Annotated in this window: 10 protein-coding genes; all 10 read right to left on the reverse strand. The window is 46.0% G+C overall.

Annotated features, from left to right (window positions below):
• Positions 1–28 precede the first annotated feature (28 nt).
• The 10 genes from FSB75_RS10450 to FSB75_RS10495 all read right to left on the reverse strand — a co-directional run bounded on the left by FSB75_RS10450 (position 29) and on the right by FSB75_RS10495 (position 18121).
• A complete protein-coding gene (locus tag FSB75_RS10450; RefSeq protein WP_146786718.1) occupies positions 29–1393 on the reverse strand; it encodes a sugar porter family MFS transporter in 1365 nt (454 codons plus the stop codon).
• Positions 1394–1647: 254 nt separating this feature from the next.
• On the reverse strand, positions 1648–2718 hold the full coding sequence (locus FSB75_RS10455) for an aldose epimerase family protein (protein WP_146786721.1): 1071 nt from the start codon (positions 2716–2718) through the stop codon (positions 1648–1650).
• A 56-nt stretch (positions 2719–2774) separates the two neighbouring features.
• On the reverse strand, positions 2775–4958 hold the full coding sequence (locus tag FSB75_RS10460; protein WP_146786724.1) for an alpha-galactosidase: 2184 nt from the start codon (positions 4956–4958) through the stop codon (positions 2775–2777).
• Positions 4959–5080: 122 nt separating this feature from the next.
• Positions 5081–7225: a glycoside hydrolase family 31 protein gene (locus tag FSB75_RS10465; RefSeq protein WP_146786727.1), complete on the reverse strand. Its 2145-nt coding sequence runs from the start codon at positions 7223–7225 to the stop codon at positions 5081–5083.
• 313 nt (positions 7226–7538) lie between these two features.
• Complete coding sequence (locus FSB75_RS10470) at positions 7539–8507, reverse strand: hypothetical protein (RefSeq protein ID WP_146786730.1); 969 nt, start codon at positions 8505–8507, stop codon at positions 7539–7541.
• A 133-nt stretch (positions 8508–8640) separates the two neighbouring features.
• Positions 8641–10389: a RagB/SusD family nutrient uptake outer membrane protein gene (locus tag FSB75_RS10475; RefSeq protein WP_146786733.1), complete on the reverse strand. Its 1749-nt coding sequence runs from the start codon at positions 10387–10389 to the stop codon at positions 8641–8643.
• Positions 10390–10419: 30 nt separating this feature from the next.
• Positions 10420–13584, reverse strand: coding sequence for a SusC/RagA family TonB-linked outer membrane protein (locus FSB75_RS10480; protein WP_146786736.1), 3165 nt, complete (start codon positions 13582–13584; stop codon positions 10420–10422).
• A 388-nt stretch (positions 13585–13972) separates the two neighbouring features.
• Positions 13973–14872, reverse strand: coding sequence for an AraC family transcriptional regulator (locus FSB75_RS10485; RefSeq protein ID WP_146786739.1), 900 nt, complete (start codon positions 14870–14872; stop codon positions 13973–13975).
• 61 nt (positions 14873–14933) lie between these two features.
• Positions 14934–16241, reverse strand: a complete 1308-nt coding sequence (locus FSB75_RS10490) for an acetylxylan esterase (RefSeq protein ID WP_146786742.1) — start codon at positions 16239–16241, stop codon at positions 14934–14936.
• 14 nt (positions 16242–16255) lie between these two features.
• Positions 16256–18121 carry a glycoside hydrolase family 97 protein gene (locus FSB75_RS10495; RefSeq protein WP_146786745.1) on the reverse strand — a complete coding sequence of 622 codons (1866 nt, stop codon included), beginning with the start codon at positions 18119–18121 and terminating at the stop codon, positions 16256–16258.
• Positions 18122–18342: the final 221 nt, after the last annotated feature.

Here is an 18342-nt window from a genome sequence, read left to right on the forward strand (position 1 = left end):
TGAAGTCTATTGTATCGAATCCTATTGCTCAATGAGCAACGATGGTTTCAAGTTCTTCCAGTGTTTTGCCTTTTGTTTCCTTCACTTTGAATTTGATAAAGAAGAACCCCAAAAGACAGATGACCGCATACAACCAAAACGGTCCGTATGTTCCTAATTTTTCAGCGAGGATTGGAAACGTAAACACCAAAACAAAATAGGCGGCCCACAGTGAAACAACTGACACGGATGTGGCCAATCCACGAATCTTGTTCGGGAAGATTTCTGAAATCAACACCCAGGTTACCGGCGCTAAGGAAGTAGCGTAACTGGCGATTGCCAGCAACACAAACACGGACACCAATCCTGCACTGGCACCGCTTTTTAGCAGTACCGCCATCACAACATACACCACCGATAGAATAATTGAGCCGTACAACATCAAAGGCCTTCTTCCCAACTTATCTACTTGCCACATGGCTAAAAGTGTGAAGAGGAGATTGACGAAACCAATAGCAACCGTTTCAAACAATTGCCGGTCGAGGTTAGCACCAACGGATTCAAAAATGGTGGAGGTGTAATTGAAGACAACGTTGATACCACAGAACTGCTGAAACACCGCAAGCGTAATACCGACGACCACGGCCGGCCGTACGCCTTTTTCAAAAACGGCTGCGTAAGATGGTTTCGCTTCGTTGCGAAGCGAACGCCTGATATCATCTGTTGTGCTGTTTGCGAAATCCGCACCGCCAATCTTTTGCAGGATGCGTTGCGCCTTCTCGTTTTGCTTTGCTTTGAAAAGCCAGCGTGGACTTTCCGGCAGCCACACAACGCCAAGCAGAAACAACAAAGACGGCACAACGCCAAGACCAAACATCCAACGCCAGGCATCAACGCCTTTATCGGCCAAACTGTAATTCACAAGATTAGTAATCAAAATGCCGAGCACAATAGTCAGTTGGTTGATCGCCACGTTTCTTCCGCGAACCGCAGCCGGTGAAACTTCGGCGATGTACATGGGACTTAACATGGATGCCATGCCCACGCCGATGCCCGCGGCAAAACGCATGATGATGAAAACGGTCAGTGAATTGGAAAAGGCCATGCCGAGTGATGACACAGCAAAAATGGAAGCGGCTGTCATCAAGCCGGGCTTGCGTCCGTAGCAGTCGGCAAGGTTGCCAGCAAACAAACAACCAACGATGCAGCCCAATGCCAACGAGCCGGTTAAAAAGCCTTCCCACCACGTGTTCAATTGAAAAGCCGTTCGAAGGAAAGGCAGGGCACCGGAGATTACCGCAAAGTCAAAACCGAACAAGTAACCGCCCAACGCGGAGATGAAAGAAATACCAATCACATAAGCACCGTTGTATGTAGAAGACGTCTTGGTCATTACGTTATTTTGCTGAAGCATCGTAGTTTTTGTTAACCGAAGGAGGTTGCAATGGTTTGCTACTTTCTTTCGTATTCGCTCTCGACAAACTTAGTTTTCAAGCGTTGAAACCCAAATGGAATTTGCGTTGAAATAGATGGACAATCTGCTGTGAATCTGCCTTGCTTAAAGCTGCATTCTCTTTTAACAACGGAATAAAATCCTGAACCAAAATAATAAACCTGCATGAGATAATGTATATGACTTGAGCACTATCCGTCATCCGAAAAACAAGGCTACTCAACGCCAAATGCATAAATCGTTTTTAAAGAATATTTCTCGCCGGGATACAAGATCGTATTTGGAAACGACGGCTGGTTGGGGCTATCCGGGAAGGCCTGTGTTTCCAATGCCACAGCCCCGTGCTTTTCATATAGCTGTCCTTGCACGCCCTTTATTGAACTGTCCCAGTAGTTGGCGGTGTAAACTTGTATGCCCGGCGCAGATGTAAATACCGTCAGCGAACGGCAGCTTACCGGTTCGGAAAGTTTAGCCGCAAAAACAACTTCACTAGTTGAATGGTCTTCTAAAACAAAATTGTGGTCATAGCCCACGTCCTTCGGAAAGGAGTCAATGCCGCTGCCTATTTTTTTTGGCTGTCGAAAATCAAGTGCTGTACCTTCTACCGAAAGCACTGAACCCGTTGGTACATTTTGTTCATTCTTTTCCGTATAAGCCGAAGCGTTCACCTGGAGCAAATGATCATCAATTACCGGAACATCAAAGCCGGTTAAATTGAAATAAGAATGATTGGTCAGGCTCACAGGCGTTGCCTTGTCCGTTTCCGCACTGTATTCAATGCAAAGTTGATTGTTCTTGTTCAAGGAGTAGGAAACCGTCACATCTAAATTACCGGGATAACCTTCTTCACCGTCCCTGCTTAAATAGCTAAAGACAATACCGACTTGTTCTTCTTTGTTGATAAAACGTTGAACGTCCCAAATCTTTTTATGAAAACCTTCCACACCGCCGTGCAAGTGAGTAACGCCATCATTAAGCGACAAAAGAATTGGTTTTCCGTCCAACATGAACCGGCCGTTTGCGATGCGGTTTGCATAACGACCCACAACGCAACCGAGATAATCCCGGTTTACTAAGTAATCTTCAATACTGGAGAAACCCGCAACAATGTTTTTGCAATCTCCATTTTTGTCGGGAGTGTCTATTGACAAAATGCTGCAGCCAAGGTTTGTCAGTGCAACTTCAACTTCACCATTTTGAAGAACGATTCGGCAAACACCTTTATCACGCAATTGCGCTGCCTGCTCGTACCGAAGCGATAAAGAATTGCTCTTAGCCTGCTGCATGTTTCAAAAAATTTTCGCTTCACAAATGATATTGAAATCAACGTTAACAATCATCGCTATTGTTTTTTTAACTTGATTACGGCACTTCTGTAAGCTGTTGATACAGGCCAGAGAATACCAATCGTCATCAGGTATTCACCCGACAAGGTTGTCTTGTTTTTATCGTCCAATGTATACAATGCTTTTGGATCGAGACCCTGCAACAACAGTTGCTTGTTTGACCGGCTTTCGTCTGTCGCGCCTTCCATTAGCTTGCCCAGGTTGTAACAGAGAACAACCGCTTCCGATGCGTTCAGCGATACATATTGCAAGGCAATTTTGTTTCCTTCGAACGGCGACTTAAGCCGGTACAAATTGCCTTGCTGAACCATGTTGCGTATGCTTTTGTATTCCGCGATTTTGGTCCTTGCAATTTCTTTTTGCTTGTCGTTCCATTGCAGGATGTTGTCGCCCACGCCAAGTACGCCTTGCATGGCAACGTAGAAAATAAATTCCTGCGGCAGGTTGATGGAACTGCGATCATAACCCGTCGTCCAGCAAACCATTGTATTTGCAGGAAAGGCACTTAGGTAACCGTATTGAATGAAAAGCCTGTCCAACGGATTAGTATTGTCACTCGTCCATGTTTGATCCATTCGCGAAAGCATGCCCAAGTCTGGTCTTCCACCACCGCTGGAACAGGATTCAAAAAGAACATCAGGAAATCTTTTTTCGAGTTCATCAACGAGGCGATACAGATTGTTCATGTAACGCAGGCGAACTTCTCTTTGCATGGACGGAGAAGCAGAAGGCCAACCCGGTTCTGTTAATCCACGATTGCGGTCCCACTTGATGAATTTGATATTGTGGTTTTTCAACAAGAAAGTCATTGATTGCAACAGGTATTGATACACGTCTTCTCTCGCCAGGTTTAACGTGAGTTGATTGCGCCATTCCGTTTTGGTGCGGTTCGGGAAATACAAAACCCAATCGGGATGCTTCTTGTACAACTGGCTGTTGGGGTTCACCATCTCGGGTTCTACCCAAATGCCGAATTGCATGCCCATGTCGTTGATCTTTTGAATCAAAGGATTCAAACCATTAGGGAATTTATCGGGATCCGTAAACCAATCGCCCAAGCCTGCATGATCGTCTTTGCGTCCCGCAAACCAACCGTCATCAATCACAAACAATTCAACGCCCAAATCCTTTGCTTCTCTCGCCAGTTTTAATTGTCCTTCTTCGTTCACGTTAAAACCCGTTGCGTACCAACTGTTGTAAATGACCGGTCGAATCTTGTCACGCAGCGAAGGCCGCAAAATTTCTTTTCGGATGTAAGCAGCAGAAAGCCTCGCCGCTTCATCAGTTCCTTTTTGCGTAAAACCAAATGTCATTTTCGGTGTAGTAAACGATTGTCCCGCTTCCAGTTTCCACTGCGTATCCCAAAAATTAATTCCGCCTGCAATTTGCAAGTGACCGCTCACGGTCGATTCCAAATCGATGCGCCAATTGCCGCTGTAATGCACCTGTCCAAACCAAACACTTGCATTCGGGGCATCTGCTTCTTGCTGATTTGAAACTGCAAACCAAGGAGAGTTTTCGAAGGAAGAAAAATCTCTTGCCTGCATGGTTTTTGTACCCGTTGTCAATTCTGTTTTTTGCAATTGAAATTCATTCAACCATCTTCCGCCGTGATGCGTGAGGAAATAGCGAGCCGGTTGCAGAAGGATGGAAGAAGAAAGCAGGTTTTCAATTTGTATTGCCTCCTTCTTTCCTGTATTTTTTACTTCGGTCCATTTCTCCAGGATATCGTATTCGGGCAGCGGCCGGAAATATGAAACAACAACAAATGGATAGTACTTATCCTTTTGCGTAATGCGAAGCGTTTTGCGGCTTTCAACCGTTATCACTTCTGCTTTTTCGAACACCAGTTCGCAATCGCGTGTGCCGTCTGCAAACATAACTTCCACCAGCGGAATTTTATCGGCATACTTGCCACGCACGGTAACTTCGTTAAGCTGAAAAGGTCCGTTGCCGCGACTGCGGTCTTGCGGCAGCATTCGCTCGACATGCGCCTTCGGTCCGTAAAACACGGGCACAACCTCTCCTCTATCGTTCAGCATTAACTGATAAACGCTGGATTGTGTAAGAATGTTCCAGCCAAGCAGTTTACCGCTTGCGTTCATTACGCTGTCAATTTGAGATGATGCGTTCATCGAAAACAACATCAGTGCCCATAACACAATTGCAATACGTTTCATAGCTATCTGTTGATAAATCCAAAGTGCTAATCCTGATTCGAAAGGTTTCGCACAATTGTAAAATTGAAAGCGTAAAACAAATCAGGATAATTAGGCTTTTTGCTTTACGTTAACGAGTCTTACTACTTAAAAAATTCCCAGCTTTTGATAACATATCGCCTGTCTTTATACGTGCCTTTTCTTTCCACCGACCCTTTTCCATTGGCAACACGTAAGGAAATTAAATTGGCGTTTCCTTTTTGAAAATTGAAGCTGGTTCCATCATCTTCAAAAAGCAAAAATGCCGAAGGGTTGCTTCCAAAGACTTTGCACGTTATATCAAACACTGTTTTATCATCTATAAAATTTACCGGCGTTGCCACCGGTATGATGGAGCCAGACTTTACAAAGAGGGGAAGTTTATCAAACGGAATGTTCAATTGATAACTCTTGCCGCCTTCGTATTGCTGATGCGTGTAATAATCGAACCAGAGGCCTTGGGGAAAATAAACGGTTCTCGCATTACTGTCCATCGTTGTTGGTGCAGCCATTATGTTTTGCCCGATCATAAACTGGCTAGAAATTGGACGCACTTTTTTATCGGCAGGATAATCCATCACCAACGGACGAAAGGGCGGAATTCCTTTTTCGTAATAATCATAAAACGAAGAATAGAGGTAAGGAATGAACGACATACGCTCATTGAATAAGCTGCGAACCAATTCTTCCAGCTTATCGGCGCCTTCGTAGCGAACGTCTTCGTTGTTCAATTTGCGGTCCAGTTGAAACCAAGGCGTATTCTTTAAAAACCACGCGTCGACAACGGCTTGCGGCGCCAGCAACATTGTTTGCAAACGGCGGATAAAATCCGTTTCGTTTTTTGAATCACGCAACTCCGGCGACCAAAGCAAACCACCGAAAGAAGCCGTTGAGATCATGCTGATGTAATCGTTGTGCCCGTAAATATCGCTGTACAAAACAGCCGGTAGCGATGACGTAAAAACATTGGAAGAACGGTAATCGAAATAGGTACGCTGGTTTCGCTTTTTATAGATGTCAAACAAAGTTTTGGCATATAACGTACCAAACAGTTGGTGCATCTGTTCGCCGTCAATACCGGATGGGAATTTTGTCAAATCCGGAAAGCCCCAGGTTGCCTTGCCTTGTGTAATGTCAGAGTTGTCGCATTCATCCAATTTGAACGAAGCAATGCCTTTGTCTACTAAATTCTGTTCATGGTAGTCTGCAAAAATTTTCGCGGCGTTTGGATTAACAAAATCAGGAACCAAACCGCGCCACACCAAAAAATTACCTGATAAATTCTTCAAGTCGCTGTAAAAAGGCGCACGTGGATTTACATAAGCGTGTTCCCAAAGATTGAGGCGAAGGTTCATGCCTTTGAGGCTGTCAATCATCGCCTGCGGACGAGGAAATTTATCTGACCACACGTAAGAGCAGGAATACGAGTTGCTGTGCCACCCGGGCTCCAGCCCAAGCACGTCGCAAGGAATGTTGTGCGAACGGAAATACTTAGCCATTTTCAAAACATCGTCCTGCGTAAAATCACCCTTTGTTCGGTACTTGATGCCCAATCCCCACAGCGGAGGCAAGCCGCCGCCGCCCGAAAAAAGATTGTAGCGTTGCACGCTTTCCTTCAACGTTGTACCCTGAAAGAAAAAGAGTTCAACGCCTTTTGCGTTCGGTATGTCTATCCAAACGGCGGAATGCTTTGGCGACTGCTGCGCATATAATTCTTCGGGAGTGAATTTGAGCCCTTCTTTTGCATTCGATTCCGAAGTTTGCTGTAACAGCTCCTGGTTTGAACCGCAGAGAAAAGTAACATAGCGAGATGTGTTCACCAATACACCATAACCGGCCGTTGAAAGATAAAACGGTTGCGGCGCATGACTAAAGCCAATGTCAGATACCGGATGATCATTCACAATTGGCCGCTTGCGCAAACCGCGTTGCTCAAAGCTACCGATTTGCATTCCGAAACCGTAGAGTTGCTCCTCATTGTTCAACGGTATGCGAACCTGCACACCTCTTTCGTTCACCTCGATTTTTACATCCTTTAAAACAAACGGAAGGTCTGCCATGGCTACATCCTTCATCTCGCTCACCCTTGGCTTTTCAGTACAAAAGTTGTACGGTGCAAAGGTGTCGGGTTTGCCAAACGATAGTTTTATCACACCTGGTGCAAACGTTGTTACCGAAACATCACCTTGTGCCTGCAATGCTTTTGCAAACCACAAGAACAAAAACAAAAAATAAATTGGGGCTTTCATATTGTTCTATGGCGAAAATATTTCCAATTCTTCATCGTTGGGGTTAGGTGGGTTTGGGGTAATCATCCAAGCCAGCCGGGCATGTGCAATCCTTTTCGCCAGCAATAGAAAAGGGGCAACGCGGTTGAATGATCATGTGCGAAAGAAAAACCTGCAGACTTGCTGCGCTGTTGAAAGCAGCAACCCATCGGAAGGATTGCTGCGAAATCAACGGCTTGCAGACTGCTTTGTGACGAAAGAACAAGAATGGTTGAAGGGGCATTGCAACCAAGGCAGCTCTTCAACTTGAACGCTTTTAAGAAACCATCCTTCGCTAAAGAGGGTAAGGCGCATACGGAGCAATGGTTGTGGCACTGTAAGCAGCTCGTTGATCGGCAGCCGGCCCCTTAATATCGAACGTAATTACATATTGTCCGTTTGCCTTTTGCGTTACTGATTTAACCAGAACCAATGCAAAGGATTCGGTTAGAATAGCCGCCGTTGCCGTTGGGTGCGAACGATAGCCCCACCCAATGACAAAACCTTTTGTGGTGTTGCTTACGCCGTAAACATCCGACACGCGGCGGTCGGCATTAATGATGTTGTAGTTTGCACCGCCCAAAGGCGAAATGGCAATCACGGTATCCTGCAGGTATTTTGCAAGATCAGCTTCGGTAGAAATCGCATCAAAATTCGCACTGTTCACGTAGGCTTTGGTGGCTGATAAAAAGGTATAGTTAAGGGTGGTGAATCCTGCCAGGGCACCTTTCGATGCGTTGTAATAATTGGCATCGGCTGCATAAGCGTTGGTTGCAATAAATCTGGCGCCGCTCATATTGATCGCGATAAAATCAATCCTTGATTGTTTTGTCAGCGCTACCGCCTGACCGAATACGGGTGTCGGTTCATAGAACGAAAAAAAGTTCTGATTGTCTGCCGGATCTGTTGACATGACTACGTTGGTCAAGGTCTTAACCGTGGAAGAAGAAGGCACGACGCTTTTTACATCAACACTTTTTGAACTAATGTGGCCGCACTTGTCGTTGATGATGATGACCACGGACATCAGGCCCTTTCTTACGGGCACTTTTATGGTCGTGTCTATCACTTTGCCGTTAAACGAAATGGGTACGCCGGGGCTTTGCACCAGGGTAATGTCGCTTGCGCGGTTGTTTACCACTTTATAAACGGCACTGGCAATGCCCGAATCGCAGGTACTGTTGTATTTGATGGGAATGGAGAGCATTGAATTTTCCGGCAAGGAGGCGTAGGAATCCGTACTGCCAACGTTGATAGGCGTCATCGGTTGCGTGGGTGCTTCAAATTTTTTACACGAAAAAAATGAAGTAATACCAAGCAGAAACGCTAGATAAAATAGACCGTGAGTTCTTTTCATATTGCAATGATGTATGGTTCAGAATTAGTTTAGCCGGCTATTAGTTTTGTGGAAACAACCGCAGATAATTGGCATCAATAACGGATTGCGGAATAGGAAACAGGTTATTTTTTAAAGTGCTTGCATCAATGGTGCTTGCGCACACAGAATAACCAAAACGCTTTGTACGGCTGTTGTACAACTTCAACCGGCAAAGCGTAAGCGTTCGCAGTTCTTCGCCGTAAAGCTCACGTCCTCTTTCATCCAAAATGTAATCAATGTCAACGTTGCCTGGAGCCACGGGCTTCGCATTGGAACGGGCTCTTACCGTGTTTATATCAGCCGCCGCATTCGACAGGTCGCCCAGTTTCAAATAAGCTTCTGCCCTTAACAAATACGTTTCCGCCAAACGGGCTACGTAATAATCCTGCACAAAAGAGTTGCTTGGGTCAGTGGTGTAATGCCAGTCAGAACCCATTTTCATGACTCTTGGATACCAGCGTTGCATGGTGTCTTCGCGGGTTACCAACCAATCTTTCCGAATGGTGTCACCGGGATGCAATTGTACGGTGATGGTTGCGCCGCTTAAAGTCGTAATTACTTGCGGCGCGGTTGGCCAGTTTCTGCTTGGATCGGGTAAATCCTGATAGGTACCGTTCGGGTTTGGAACTTTTAATACACGGTTAATGTTCCATTCCGCGTTGCGTGTATCTTCCGGTCCTGATTTTGCCCACAAGTCATAAAGAAAATAACTCGTTGGCCGAACCCAGGCCACACCGCGGCCCATCCAGTCGTAAGCAACACCGGTAAAGCCAAATTTGGTGTAGCCCCACATGGCCGGCCAGTATTGTCTTTCCTGGTCGGAACGGGTACTCAACTGGGGCGGCAAGCCGCCTGTTTTGAACTTGTCGAGATGAATGATAAAGAGCGATTCTTTATTACCGCCCTGGTAACTGTAATTGGTGGTTCCGTCTTCTTTCGTCATTTGAAACATATCCCAAAAAGCGTCTTTGCCGGGAATTGAAGAGCGGTAACCAAAACGAGATGTCATCAGGCGGTAATCGCCGCTGTTGATTACCTTGCTGGCCGCATCTACCGACGCCTGATAAAGTGACTTATCGGCGCCGCCGCGTTCATCGGCAAGGGCTATGTACATTTCGGAAAGAAAATGATAAGCCGCACCGCTAACTAATTTGCCAACTTCGCTTGTGGTTTTGGGAAGGTTCTCCGCAGCGAATTTGAAATCTTCAACGCATTGTGCATAGACTTTTTCGCGGGGATCGCGGCTGTAAGCCAGATTGGGTACGGTAACCGGTTCGGTAATCAAGGGCATGTCGCCCCACATTTCAGATAAGAAGCGATAGCCCCAAGCTCTGAAGAAACGGGCCTCGGCCTGAATTTGCAACTTCTCCGTATTGCTTGCCCACTTTACATCGGGATTTTCCGACTGCTTTAAAATGTTGTTGGCATTGTTGATCATTTCATACTGGCGGTTAAACAAGTCTTTTAACCAGCCGGCGTTGCCGTTTAAATACGAATAGTTGGTCCAAACGTTTTGATCGTTTTGGCTGAAGTTGATGTCGGCTCCGCTGCCAAATTGCACGGTACGCTGATCACCATCATCTAAAATGTAATTCTCTCGCAGGCGATAGTACAAATAGTTTAATCCTGTGCGAAACTGCGCAGCGTTTAAAAAGGCATTGTCGATAGTTAGGAAGTCCTCAGGCTTTTCGCGCAGGAAAGCATCCTTTTTACAACCGGCAAATGGAAGAGCAATTGCTGCAAGGACGACAAAAAATATCTTTTTCATTTCTGAATTTTTAAGAGTTGAAATGTGGCATTAGAAACTTGCATTCAAACCGAAGGTGATGATGCGGAACGTGGGCAGTCCGGAACCAGAACCCGCAAAGGTGGTGGCGGTTTCGGGGTCCAGTCCTTCCCAATTGGTAAACGTAGCCAGGTTTTTACCCGATACGTACACCTTCATGGCTGAAATGTGTGCCCTGCTTAAAATGGACGAAGGAATGGTGTAAGACAAAGCCACATCCTGCAACCGTACAAACTGTCTTCCGTTCGGGAAAGAATAACCGTAAGCCGAGTTGTTGTAATTAACGCTGGTTACCGTATTGGATGGATTATTCGGCGTCCAGTAAGGTTTGTTCAACCAGGTTGCCGCTGTTCCGCCGTAAAGTGCGTTCGGGTAATAGGCGTAGGTATTGTTACCAAGGTACCAGTTGTCTTTACCGCCGCCGGCAATAAAATTAAAGAGGAAGTAAAGTTCCACACCTTTGTAGGCAAGCGTGTTTGACAGGGTCATTGTAAAGTTTGGCTTACTGTAGCCAACGATTGTGCGGTCATTCGCATCAATTTTTCCGTCGTTGTTCAAATCACGAAACTTGATGTCGCCGGGTTTTCCGCCGTACACAGCAATGAAGGCCGCATCGTCTTTTTGAATGATGCCGTCCATAACATAAGTATATACTGCGCCAAGCGATTTGCCGATAAAGCGAGAGTTGGCCACGTCATCGTCTTCTTTTCCGTCTTTGTTCGCATCCAGTCCGTACAAGCTAACAATTTTGTTCCGGTTCAGCCAGAAGTTGAAACCCGTGCTCCAGGTAAACTCCCGCGAACGAACGGCCTGCAAATTCAATTGCAGTTCAACGCCTTTGTTATTCACCTTGCCAATGTTGTCCAACACCGTAGTAAATCCGTTCATGATGGGAATGGCCCTTGTGAGCAAAAGATCGGTCGTGTTGGAATTGTAAACGTTGATGGTGCCGCTCAGGAAGTTCTTGAAAATTCCAAAGTCAAGCCCAAGGTTCAACGCCGTTGTTTTTTCCCAGTTCAGGTTTTTGTTTGCCAGGTTGTTTAGGAAAACAACGCGTTGCGTTGTGCCGCCAAGAAGAATGGTATTGTTTGCGTTGATGGTGGGGAATGTTTGGTAAGCGCCGATGGATGGATTTCCGTTTTCGCCGTAGGACAAGCGCAGCTTCAGGTTGTCAATGTATTTGTAGTTGCGACGGATGTACGGCTCTTCTCCAATGCTCCAGGCAACGGCGCCGGCCCGGAAGACGCCGTACTTGTGGCCTTCGGCATAACCAGAATAGCCGTCTTGCCGAATGGAAAAGCTGGCGAGATACTTTCCTTTGTACGCATAATTCAAACGCGCCAGGGAAGCCATTTGATTCAGCTTGCCGGCGTCTGTATTCACGGAATAGTTGGCCGGATTGCCAAGTTCAAGTGCGTTACTTCCCAACACAGAACTGCCCGAACCGGAAAAGTCTTTGGCCGTAATAACCAAGTTGGTGGTTGAGCGGCTCTGTTCTTCTTCCAGCAAGGTCACATCAAAAGAGTGGTCGCCAACGAGTCTTTTAAAATTAACCAAGTGGTTCAGGTACCAATCGGTTCTTGTTGGATTTGATTTGTTGCCGTTCGCATCCACGAGGTGTGATGTGGGCGAAGAAAGTTCGCTTAACAACATCGTGTTGACGAACATGTTTTCGTGCTGGAAGTTCGCCGAATGGCCTTCCCACCTGTTGATTGAATAGTTGAACGTGTACGATAGACCTTTCACCCACGGAGCATCAATGCGTGCAAAGGCGATGCTGCGGTAATTCTGGTTGCGGTCTTCATTATATTGTTGCGTGTTCCACAATGGGTTTGACGTCGTCGTCTGCCCCTGTGGATAGCGTTCGAACTGATCCGGAAAATTTTCAAAGCCCAGCGCCGCAGTTCCTCTGTCATGCACATATTTAAAACCGTACGGGCTGGCAATGGTCGCTAAATTGTAATCAGCGGAAATGCCGTCTGCATTCTTATATGTAAAACCAACATTTAACCCGGTTCTTAACCAATCAGTAATTCTGGATTCCATTTTGGCAAGAAAAGTATAACGGCGAAATTGATCGCCGACCGCAATTCCTTTTTGATCCATGTATTCACCCGACACGTAATAATTAAACCGGTTGGTCGCGCCGGCTACACTCAATGTAAAATTTTTAAACGGCGCGGTTCGGGTAATTTCCTTCGTCCAATCTACGGTTAGGCCTTTTTTGTAGGCTTCCAGTTCGTACAGTGGAAGATTTGTATTGATGTCGTAAACACTGTTTGGATTGTCGGCCAAAAAGCGGTCCTTACGTAGTTGAATGTATCCATCCGGGGTCAACATGTCTGGCCGGTTAGTAGGCGCTTGCGTACCGGCATTCGCGGCCAATGAGATTGTTGGCTTCTCTGTTTTGCCACGTTTGGTGGTAATTAAAACCACGCCATTCGCAGCAAGCGAACCATAAATAGCACTGGCACTTGCGTCTTTTAAAACATCAACCGTGGCAATGTCTGCGGGATTTATTTCATTAAAGCTTCCCAGGAACACAACGCCATCGAGAATGATAAGTGGTGAGTTAGACGCACTGATTGAATTTTGTCCGCGAATATTGATGCTTGGATTGCTGCCGGCAGCGTTAACAGTGCCGATGTCTAAACCTGGCACCGAGCCTTTCAACGCGTCCAACAGGTTGACGTTAGGCAAATTGGCAAGAGGTGAATTTTCCAGCTTAACCGAAGCAATAGCGCCGGTGAGATCTTTCTTTTTTTGCGTGCCGTAACCCACAACCACCACATCGTCCAGCGTTTGCACGGAAACTTCCAGCGTTATGGTGATTTGTCCTGAATTGTTTACGGGCACCGTTGCTTTTGTATAGCCAATATGTTCCACCGAAAGTTGATCACCAACGGAAGCCTTGATACTAAAGGCGCCGCCAGGACCGGTGATAGTTCCGCCGGCTTTTCCGTTTACAGAAACCGTTGCGCCAACAAGCGGTGTCAGCGTTCCGGCCTCCTGCACTTTACCGCGAACAGTGATTTGCTGCGCAAAAAGGCAATTTGATACAAATAGCAAAGCAGTCAATAAAACCACAAACTTACCGGCAAGGGCAAGCTTGATCTTTTGAGGAAGATGATTCATAACATCAGCATTAAAATAAAGGATTTGAAAAGACGTGTTCATGTAAGCAAGTTTTGTTTTATACAACCGTTCGTTCGTAAAACGCAACGCGGGAACGATAAAAATCCAATTGAATAACAGCCAATCGTCGAATTAAGGTTATCGTGAAAAAGAAAACGTAAAGCAATCAAATATGCCAGCAAATCTATTTAGGCGGCCACCGAAAAAGAATGTGAGAAATAACTTTGTAGATGGACAATACTATGATTGCGATATGTCGCAATCAAGGAAGAAGGGAGAAGAGAAGAGCAAAATCTTAGGGTACAGGAAGCAATAGTTGCGAGTGTTTATCACATCCTTTTCGGATGGTCTTTTATTTTAATTATCGTGTAGCAGCGTGGCTTTTAAGGTTTGTAAGGCCCTGTAAAACAGAACAAGGTTTCTCTTTTGTTTAATGCTTGCGGTTGCGGTATTCCAGCGGCGACACGCCCATGATGTTGCTGAAGAAGCGGGAAAAATAATAGGGATCGCAGATGCCGACTTTGTACGCAATTTCTTTTATCTGCAGGTTTGTAAAATGCAGGTATTGACAGGCTTTCTGCACCTTGATGTGATTGAAATATTCCAGCGGCGGATAACCTGTCTTCTTTTTAAACAAAGCAGCGTAGTGCGAGGGAGAGATATGCGCTTCTGCAGCGAGTTCCCGCAACGAAAGCGTATGCTCTATGTTCTGCTGCATGAACTCAATTGACAAATCAATCGCATCTTTTTCCGCATTGCCGGACGGCACGTGAAAAATATCGTCGTAACAAAACGAAGAAAGAAAATACCACAGACACATGTTTATGTAGCCAAGGTTATCGGCACTATAACCATTTTCCAGCGTTGCATACATCGAGTCGAACAAGCGGGTGCGTTCTTCCGAAAAATTAACCGAGGCGACAAACTTTGTTTTATTCCTGGTTAATTGCGATGTATAATCGTTAGCCAACCGTCCTTTGAAATGCAACCAGTAAATAGACCACGGTGCATCTTCGTCGGAACCATATTGGTGAACCATTTCTGCGGGAACGACAAAATATTGTCCTGACTTTACGTCGTATTCCTGGCCGTCAAGCTGCACCCATCCTTTGCCGTCAACACAGTAAATAAGAATGTGCTGCGAAATGCCAACAGACCGTTTGCGGTAATGAAATTTTGCTTTTGGGTAGAAGCCGATGTCTGTTATAAAGAGGTTGCTGATCAAAGGCGAGTCCTCACAGCTTTGCACAATCTTCCCTGGCAACACGATGGCTTTCTGCCCCTTGAATCCGTCTTTCTTTCGCTGCGCAACCGGTGACTTCCGTAACATGGGCCGAATATATTGATTGCTGTCCGGAAAACATTATCAACCCCTGCACAGCAAATCCTTCTTATTGTCCGGCCTGTAACACATTCAAAAGCCAGCGGCTGACTTCTTCCGCCTGCAAGGGCGACATCCAGTGACCGGTTTCTTTTGTAACAAGCAATTGCTTTGGTGCGTGAATGTTGTTGTAAACCGCGTAGGCCGTCGTGGGTGGACAGGTTTCGTCGTTGTATCCCCAGGAGTACCATCCCGGCACGTTCAATAAACGGGCAAAGTTTACGACGTCGTAATAACCTGCCGTTTTTATTGCATCCGGATTTTCGTAAGCGGCATGTAGTGATGGACTAAACACATGCGGCCACCCTCCTGCCCTTCCGTGCAAATAACCAGTAAGGTCACTTAAAGCCGGGTACAATGCTGCTACGTAGCGAACCTTTTCATGCAAGGCTGCTGTTACAATTGCCAAAGCGCCGCCCTGGCTTCCGCCGTAAACGGCCACACGTGAACTGTCTGCCTGCGGCAAGGACAAAAGAAAATCAACGGCGCGAACGCAACCCGCATAAACGCGTTTGTAATAATATTGATCCCTGTTGTTGATGTTTGCGAAATAATATTCGTACAACGGCCCGAATGCAAGGTTGTAATACACTTCGTTGGGCAAGGTAACCGGTATACCGTGAATGCCGATCTCGAATGTAATGACGCCCTTTTCAGCCAAAGCCGTGTCACCGCGGTAAGCACGAACGCCGGCACCCGGAACCTTCAATACAACTGGATAATGTCCATCTTTTTTTGGCACACACAAGATGCCGTACAATCGTGATCCGGACCGGTAGCTTTGAATGGAAACTTCGTAAACATTCAAAACACTTGTGCTTCTATCCGGCAAAAGCGTCATTCGTGTATTGAATGAAATTTTCCTTGCTTGTTCGATGGTATTTTTCCAAAACGCAGCAAAGTCTGTTGGCAGTTGCGCGGTTGCAACAATACTCTCCGGCGAAAAGGCAGCCGTGGCCATTCCTTTGTAAAGTTTCCCGTCTATTTTTGCCGTAACGGTGCAACGCAAAAAGCCCGGCTGCGCAAGCGTTCCGCCATTTATGATCAGGCGTCCATTTTTAAGCAATGTGTCTTTGGAAACGAAAGGCTGCATTTTTTCGGGACCAATTTCTACGTGCACAACGGTGTTGGCCATTTCCTTTCCATCACACTGAACAGCGATTGAGAAAAAAGCTTTTTCACCGACGTTGTATTTCCATTCGGGATGATCCAACTTGACTGAAACAGAAGTATCCGGCGTTTGCGCAAAGAGTGCAGCAGACCACAACAGCAGCAAACAAACAACGCAAAGCGTCTTAGCTTTTAAGATTCCGGTCATGAATACATTTTCTTTTACTCGGGCATAATGTGTACGGCAATTCCATCTCTACTTCCAATGGGTAAACGCAGTGTTGATCCAGCATCAACGTTCATTGTTTTTATTCTGACATGCGTGGCTGTTTGTAACGATGTATCGTGCGAATAAATAGTAGCAACGTATTTTTTTCCTTTGTCGAGAAACTGCAACGGAAGTTGAACTACTCTAGGTTTTGTGCCGTTAAGCGAACCAACAAACCATTGCGAACCTTTCTTGCGTGCTATGGTTGCAAAGTCCTGCATGTCGCCATCCAGCACTCGCGTTTCATCCCAGGTCGTGGGCAACGTAGTATACCAGTTCAGTTCCGGAACCTCCAGAATTTCGCCATCCTTTGCACCAGTCGTCGTTTCAAATTTTGGATGATCGTACCAATACAAAAATTGCAAGGGACTGTAAATACAAACCGCCTTTGCCATCTGTGCCGTATGCGATCCCATTTTATCAACCCGACTGGTGAAGTAACAATTGGTGTTGTCGGCTGCGCCGGCAATCATTCGCGTAAACAAAGAAGTGATGGAGTGTTCGGTGAAGGGACTTTCTTCGTCGCCGCGGATGCCTTCCTGTGTCAACAAATTTGGATAGGTGCGACTGTAACCGGTGGGACGGTATTCGTCGTGAACATCAACGATCATATGATATTGAGCGCACTTGCGAATGGCCTCGTGCAACCACGATGTCCACCGTTGCGAACCCACCTGCACAAAGCCAAACTTCAAACCTTTAACGCCCCATGAACGATACAAAGGCAGCAAGGAATCCAGTTGTTTTTCCAACGCACGGCGATTAACGTATAAAATAACACCCACGCCTTTTGCATTGCCGTAGCGAATCACATCGTGTAAATCCAATGGGCCTTTCGAACGCAAGGGATCGAGGGAAACCCTTGATGCATCAGACGTGTCGTGGTCTTCTCTTCCGTACCAACCCGCATCAAACAAGATGTAGCGAATGTTGTGAGCGGCTGCAAAATCTATTGTGCGATAAGCGCCAGTAGTCGTCAACGTCACTTCACGCAAAACCTTGCCGGGCTGAATCCATTTTGTATCCTCCATTTGATTGGGTACATTCAAATTCAACAGTAGGTAATTCTTTTGCAACAGATCGGCGGGTGAGTTACCAACGAGCACATACCGCCACGGACTTCTCAATTCTTTCAACGCTTTTGTTTCACCATCCAGTTTGGTTAGCAAACCGCCGGCGTTATCGGATGTAAACTTCATCCGCGCAAAATCAACGAGTCCTGCTTCACCCAATGCCAGGTACAAGCTGTCGGTTAATCGAATGGTTAAGGGTCGTTCTGCAACGTCCTTGATATCGCGAATCTTTTTTTCGGTAAGTATGCCCTGCGCCGTTGAACTCACCCAAGCCGTTGCATTATCCGGCAAGCCGAATGCTGATGATTCGTTTTTTAAAACAATTTCTCCTTTTTGATGAAGGGTGTACTGATAAGCGAAGCCTTCGTTGTAAACCCTCAGTAGAAGCGTCAATCGAAGGCGGCTGTCCTCATCGGAATCAAATAAAAGTTTTAGTTGATTATAATTTTCCGGTATGAATTTTCTTTCGCCGTAAACGGTTTTCCACTGGCTGCGAACTTTCGTGAGATGGGCTTTCTGTAATTGCAGTTTTAGTGTGTTGCCGGTGTTCAATTTTAATTTGCCCGCATTGATCACAGACTTATCGCCGCAAAAAAGCTGATACGCAAGTGGCTCGTCTACACTGTTTCCTGTTTGAAGTTTTAACGCAATACTTCCATCCGGGCTTTTTAGCGTTTTAATTTGTCCTGAACTTTTTTCCGCGAAAAAGAAACAACAAGCAATAAAGCAACCGATAAGTTTTTCCATTCCAACAACCTGTTTTCTTAATTCAAACACGTTTCTTTATTACCGTCATCACACGTGCAGAAACATCAATGCAACCAGTAGCCCAGCGCAACAAAGAAAGAATGACGTCAAATTTATTGCTATGCCGCACTCTGGGAATGGTTAAAGCAACGGTATGGATGGACAATTTGATTTTTTAACTAGTTGCGTTACGATGGTGCGGGAGTTGTGGTGGTTTCCGT

It is taken from the genome of Flavisolibacter ginsenosidimutans, assembly GCF_007970805.1.
Classification (GTDB): domain Bacteria; phylum Bacteroidota; class Bacteroidia; order Chitinophagales; family Chitinophagaceae; genus Flavisolibacter; species Flavisolibacter ginsenosidimutans.

Coding starts and splice junctions, on each gene's coding strand:
- FSB75_RS10450 (WP_146786718.1), bottom strand. CDS start 1,393: ATGCTTCAGCAAAATAACGTAATGACCAAGACGTCTTCTACATACAAC.
- FSB75_RS10455 (WP_146786721.1), bottom strand. CDS start 2,718: ATGCAGCAGGCTAAGAGCAATTCTTTATCGCTTCGGTACGAGCAGGCA.
- FSB75_RS10460 (WP_146786724.1), bottom strand. CDS start 4,958: ATGAAACGTATTGCAATTGTGTTATGGGCACTGATGTTGTTTTCGATG.
- FSB75_RS10465 (WP_146786727.1), bottom strand. CDS start 7,225: ATGAAAGCCCCAATTTATTTTTTGTTTTTGTTCTTGTGGTTTGCAAAA.
- FSB75_RS10470 (WP_146786730.1), bottom strand. CDS start 8,507: ATGACGCCTATCAACGTTGGCAGTACGGATTCCTACGCCTCCTTGCCG.
- FSB75_RS10475 (WP_146786733.1), bottom strand. CDS start 10,389: ATGAAAAAGATATTTTTTGTCGTCCTTGCAGCAATTGCTCTTCCATTT.
- FSB75_RS10480 (WP_146786736.1), bottom strand. CDS start 13,584: ATGAACACGTCTTTTCAAATCCTTTATTTTAATGCTGATGTTATGAAT.
- FSB75_RS10485 (WP_146786739.1), bottom strand. CDS start 14,872: ATGTTACGGAAGTCACCGGTTGCGCAGCGAAAGAAAGACGGATTCAAG.
- FSB75_RS10490 (WP_146786742.1), bottom strand. CDS start 16,241: ATGACCGGAATCTTAAAAGCTAAGACGCTTTGCGTTGTTTGTTTGCTG.
- FSB75_RS10495 (WP_146786745.1), bottom strand. CDS start 18,121: ATGGAAAAACTTATCGGTTGCTTTATTGCTTGTTGTTTCTTTTTCGCG.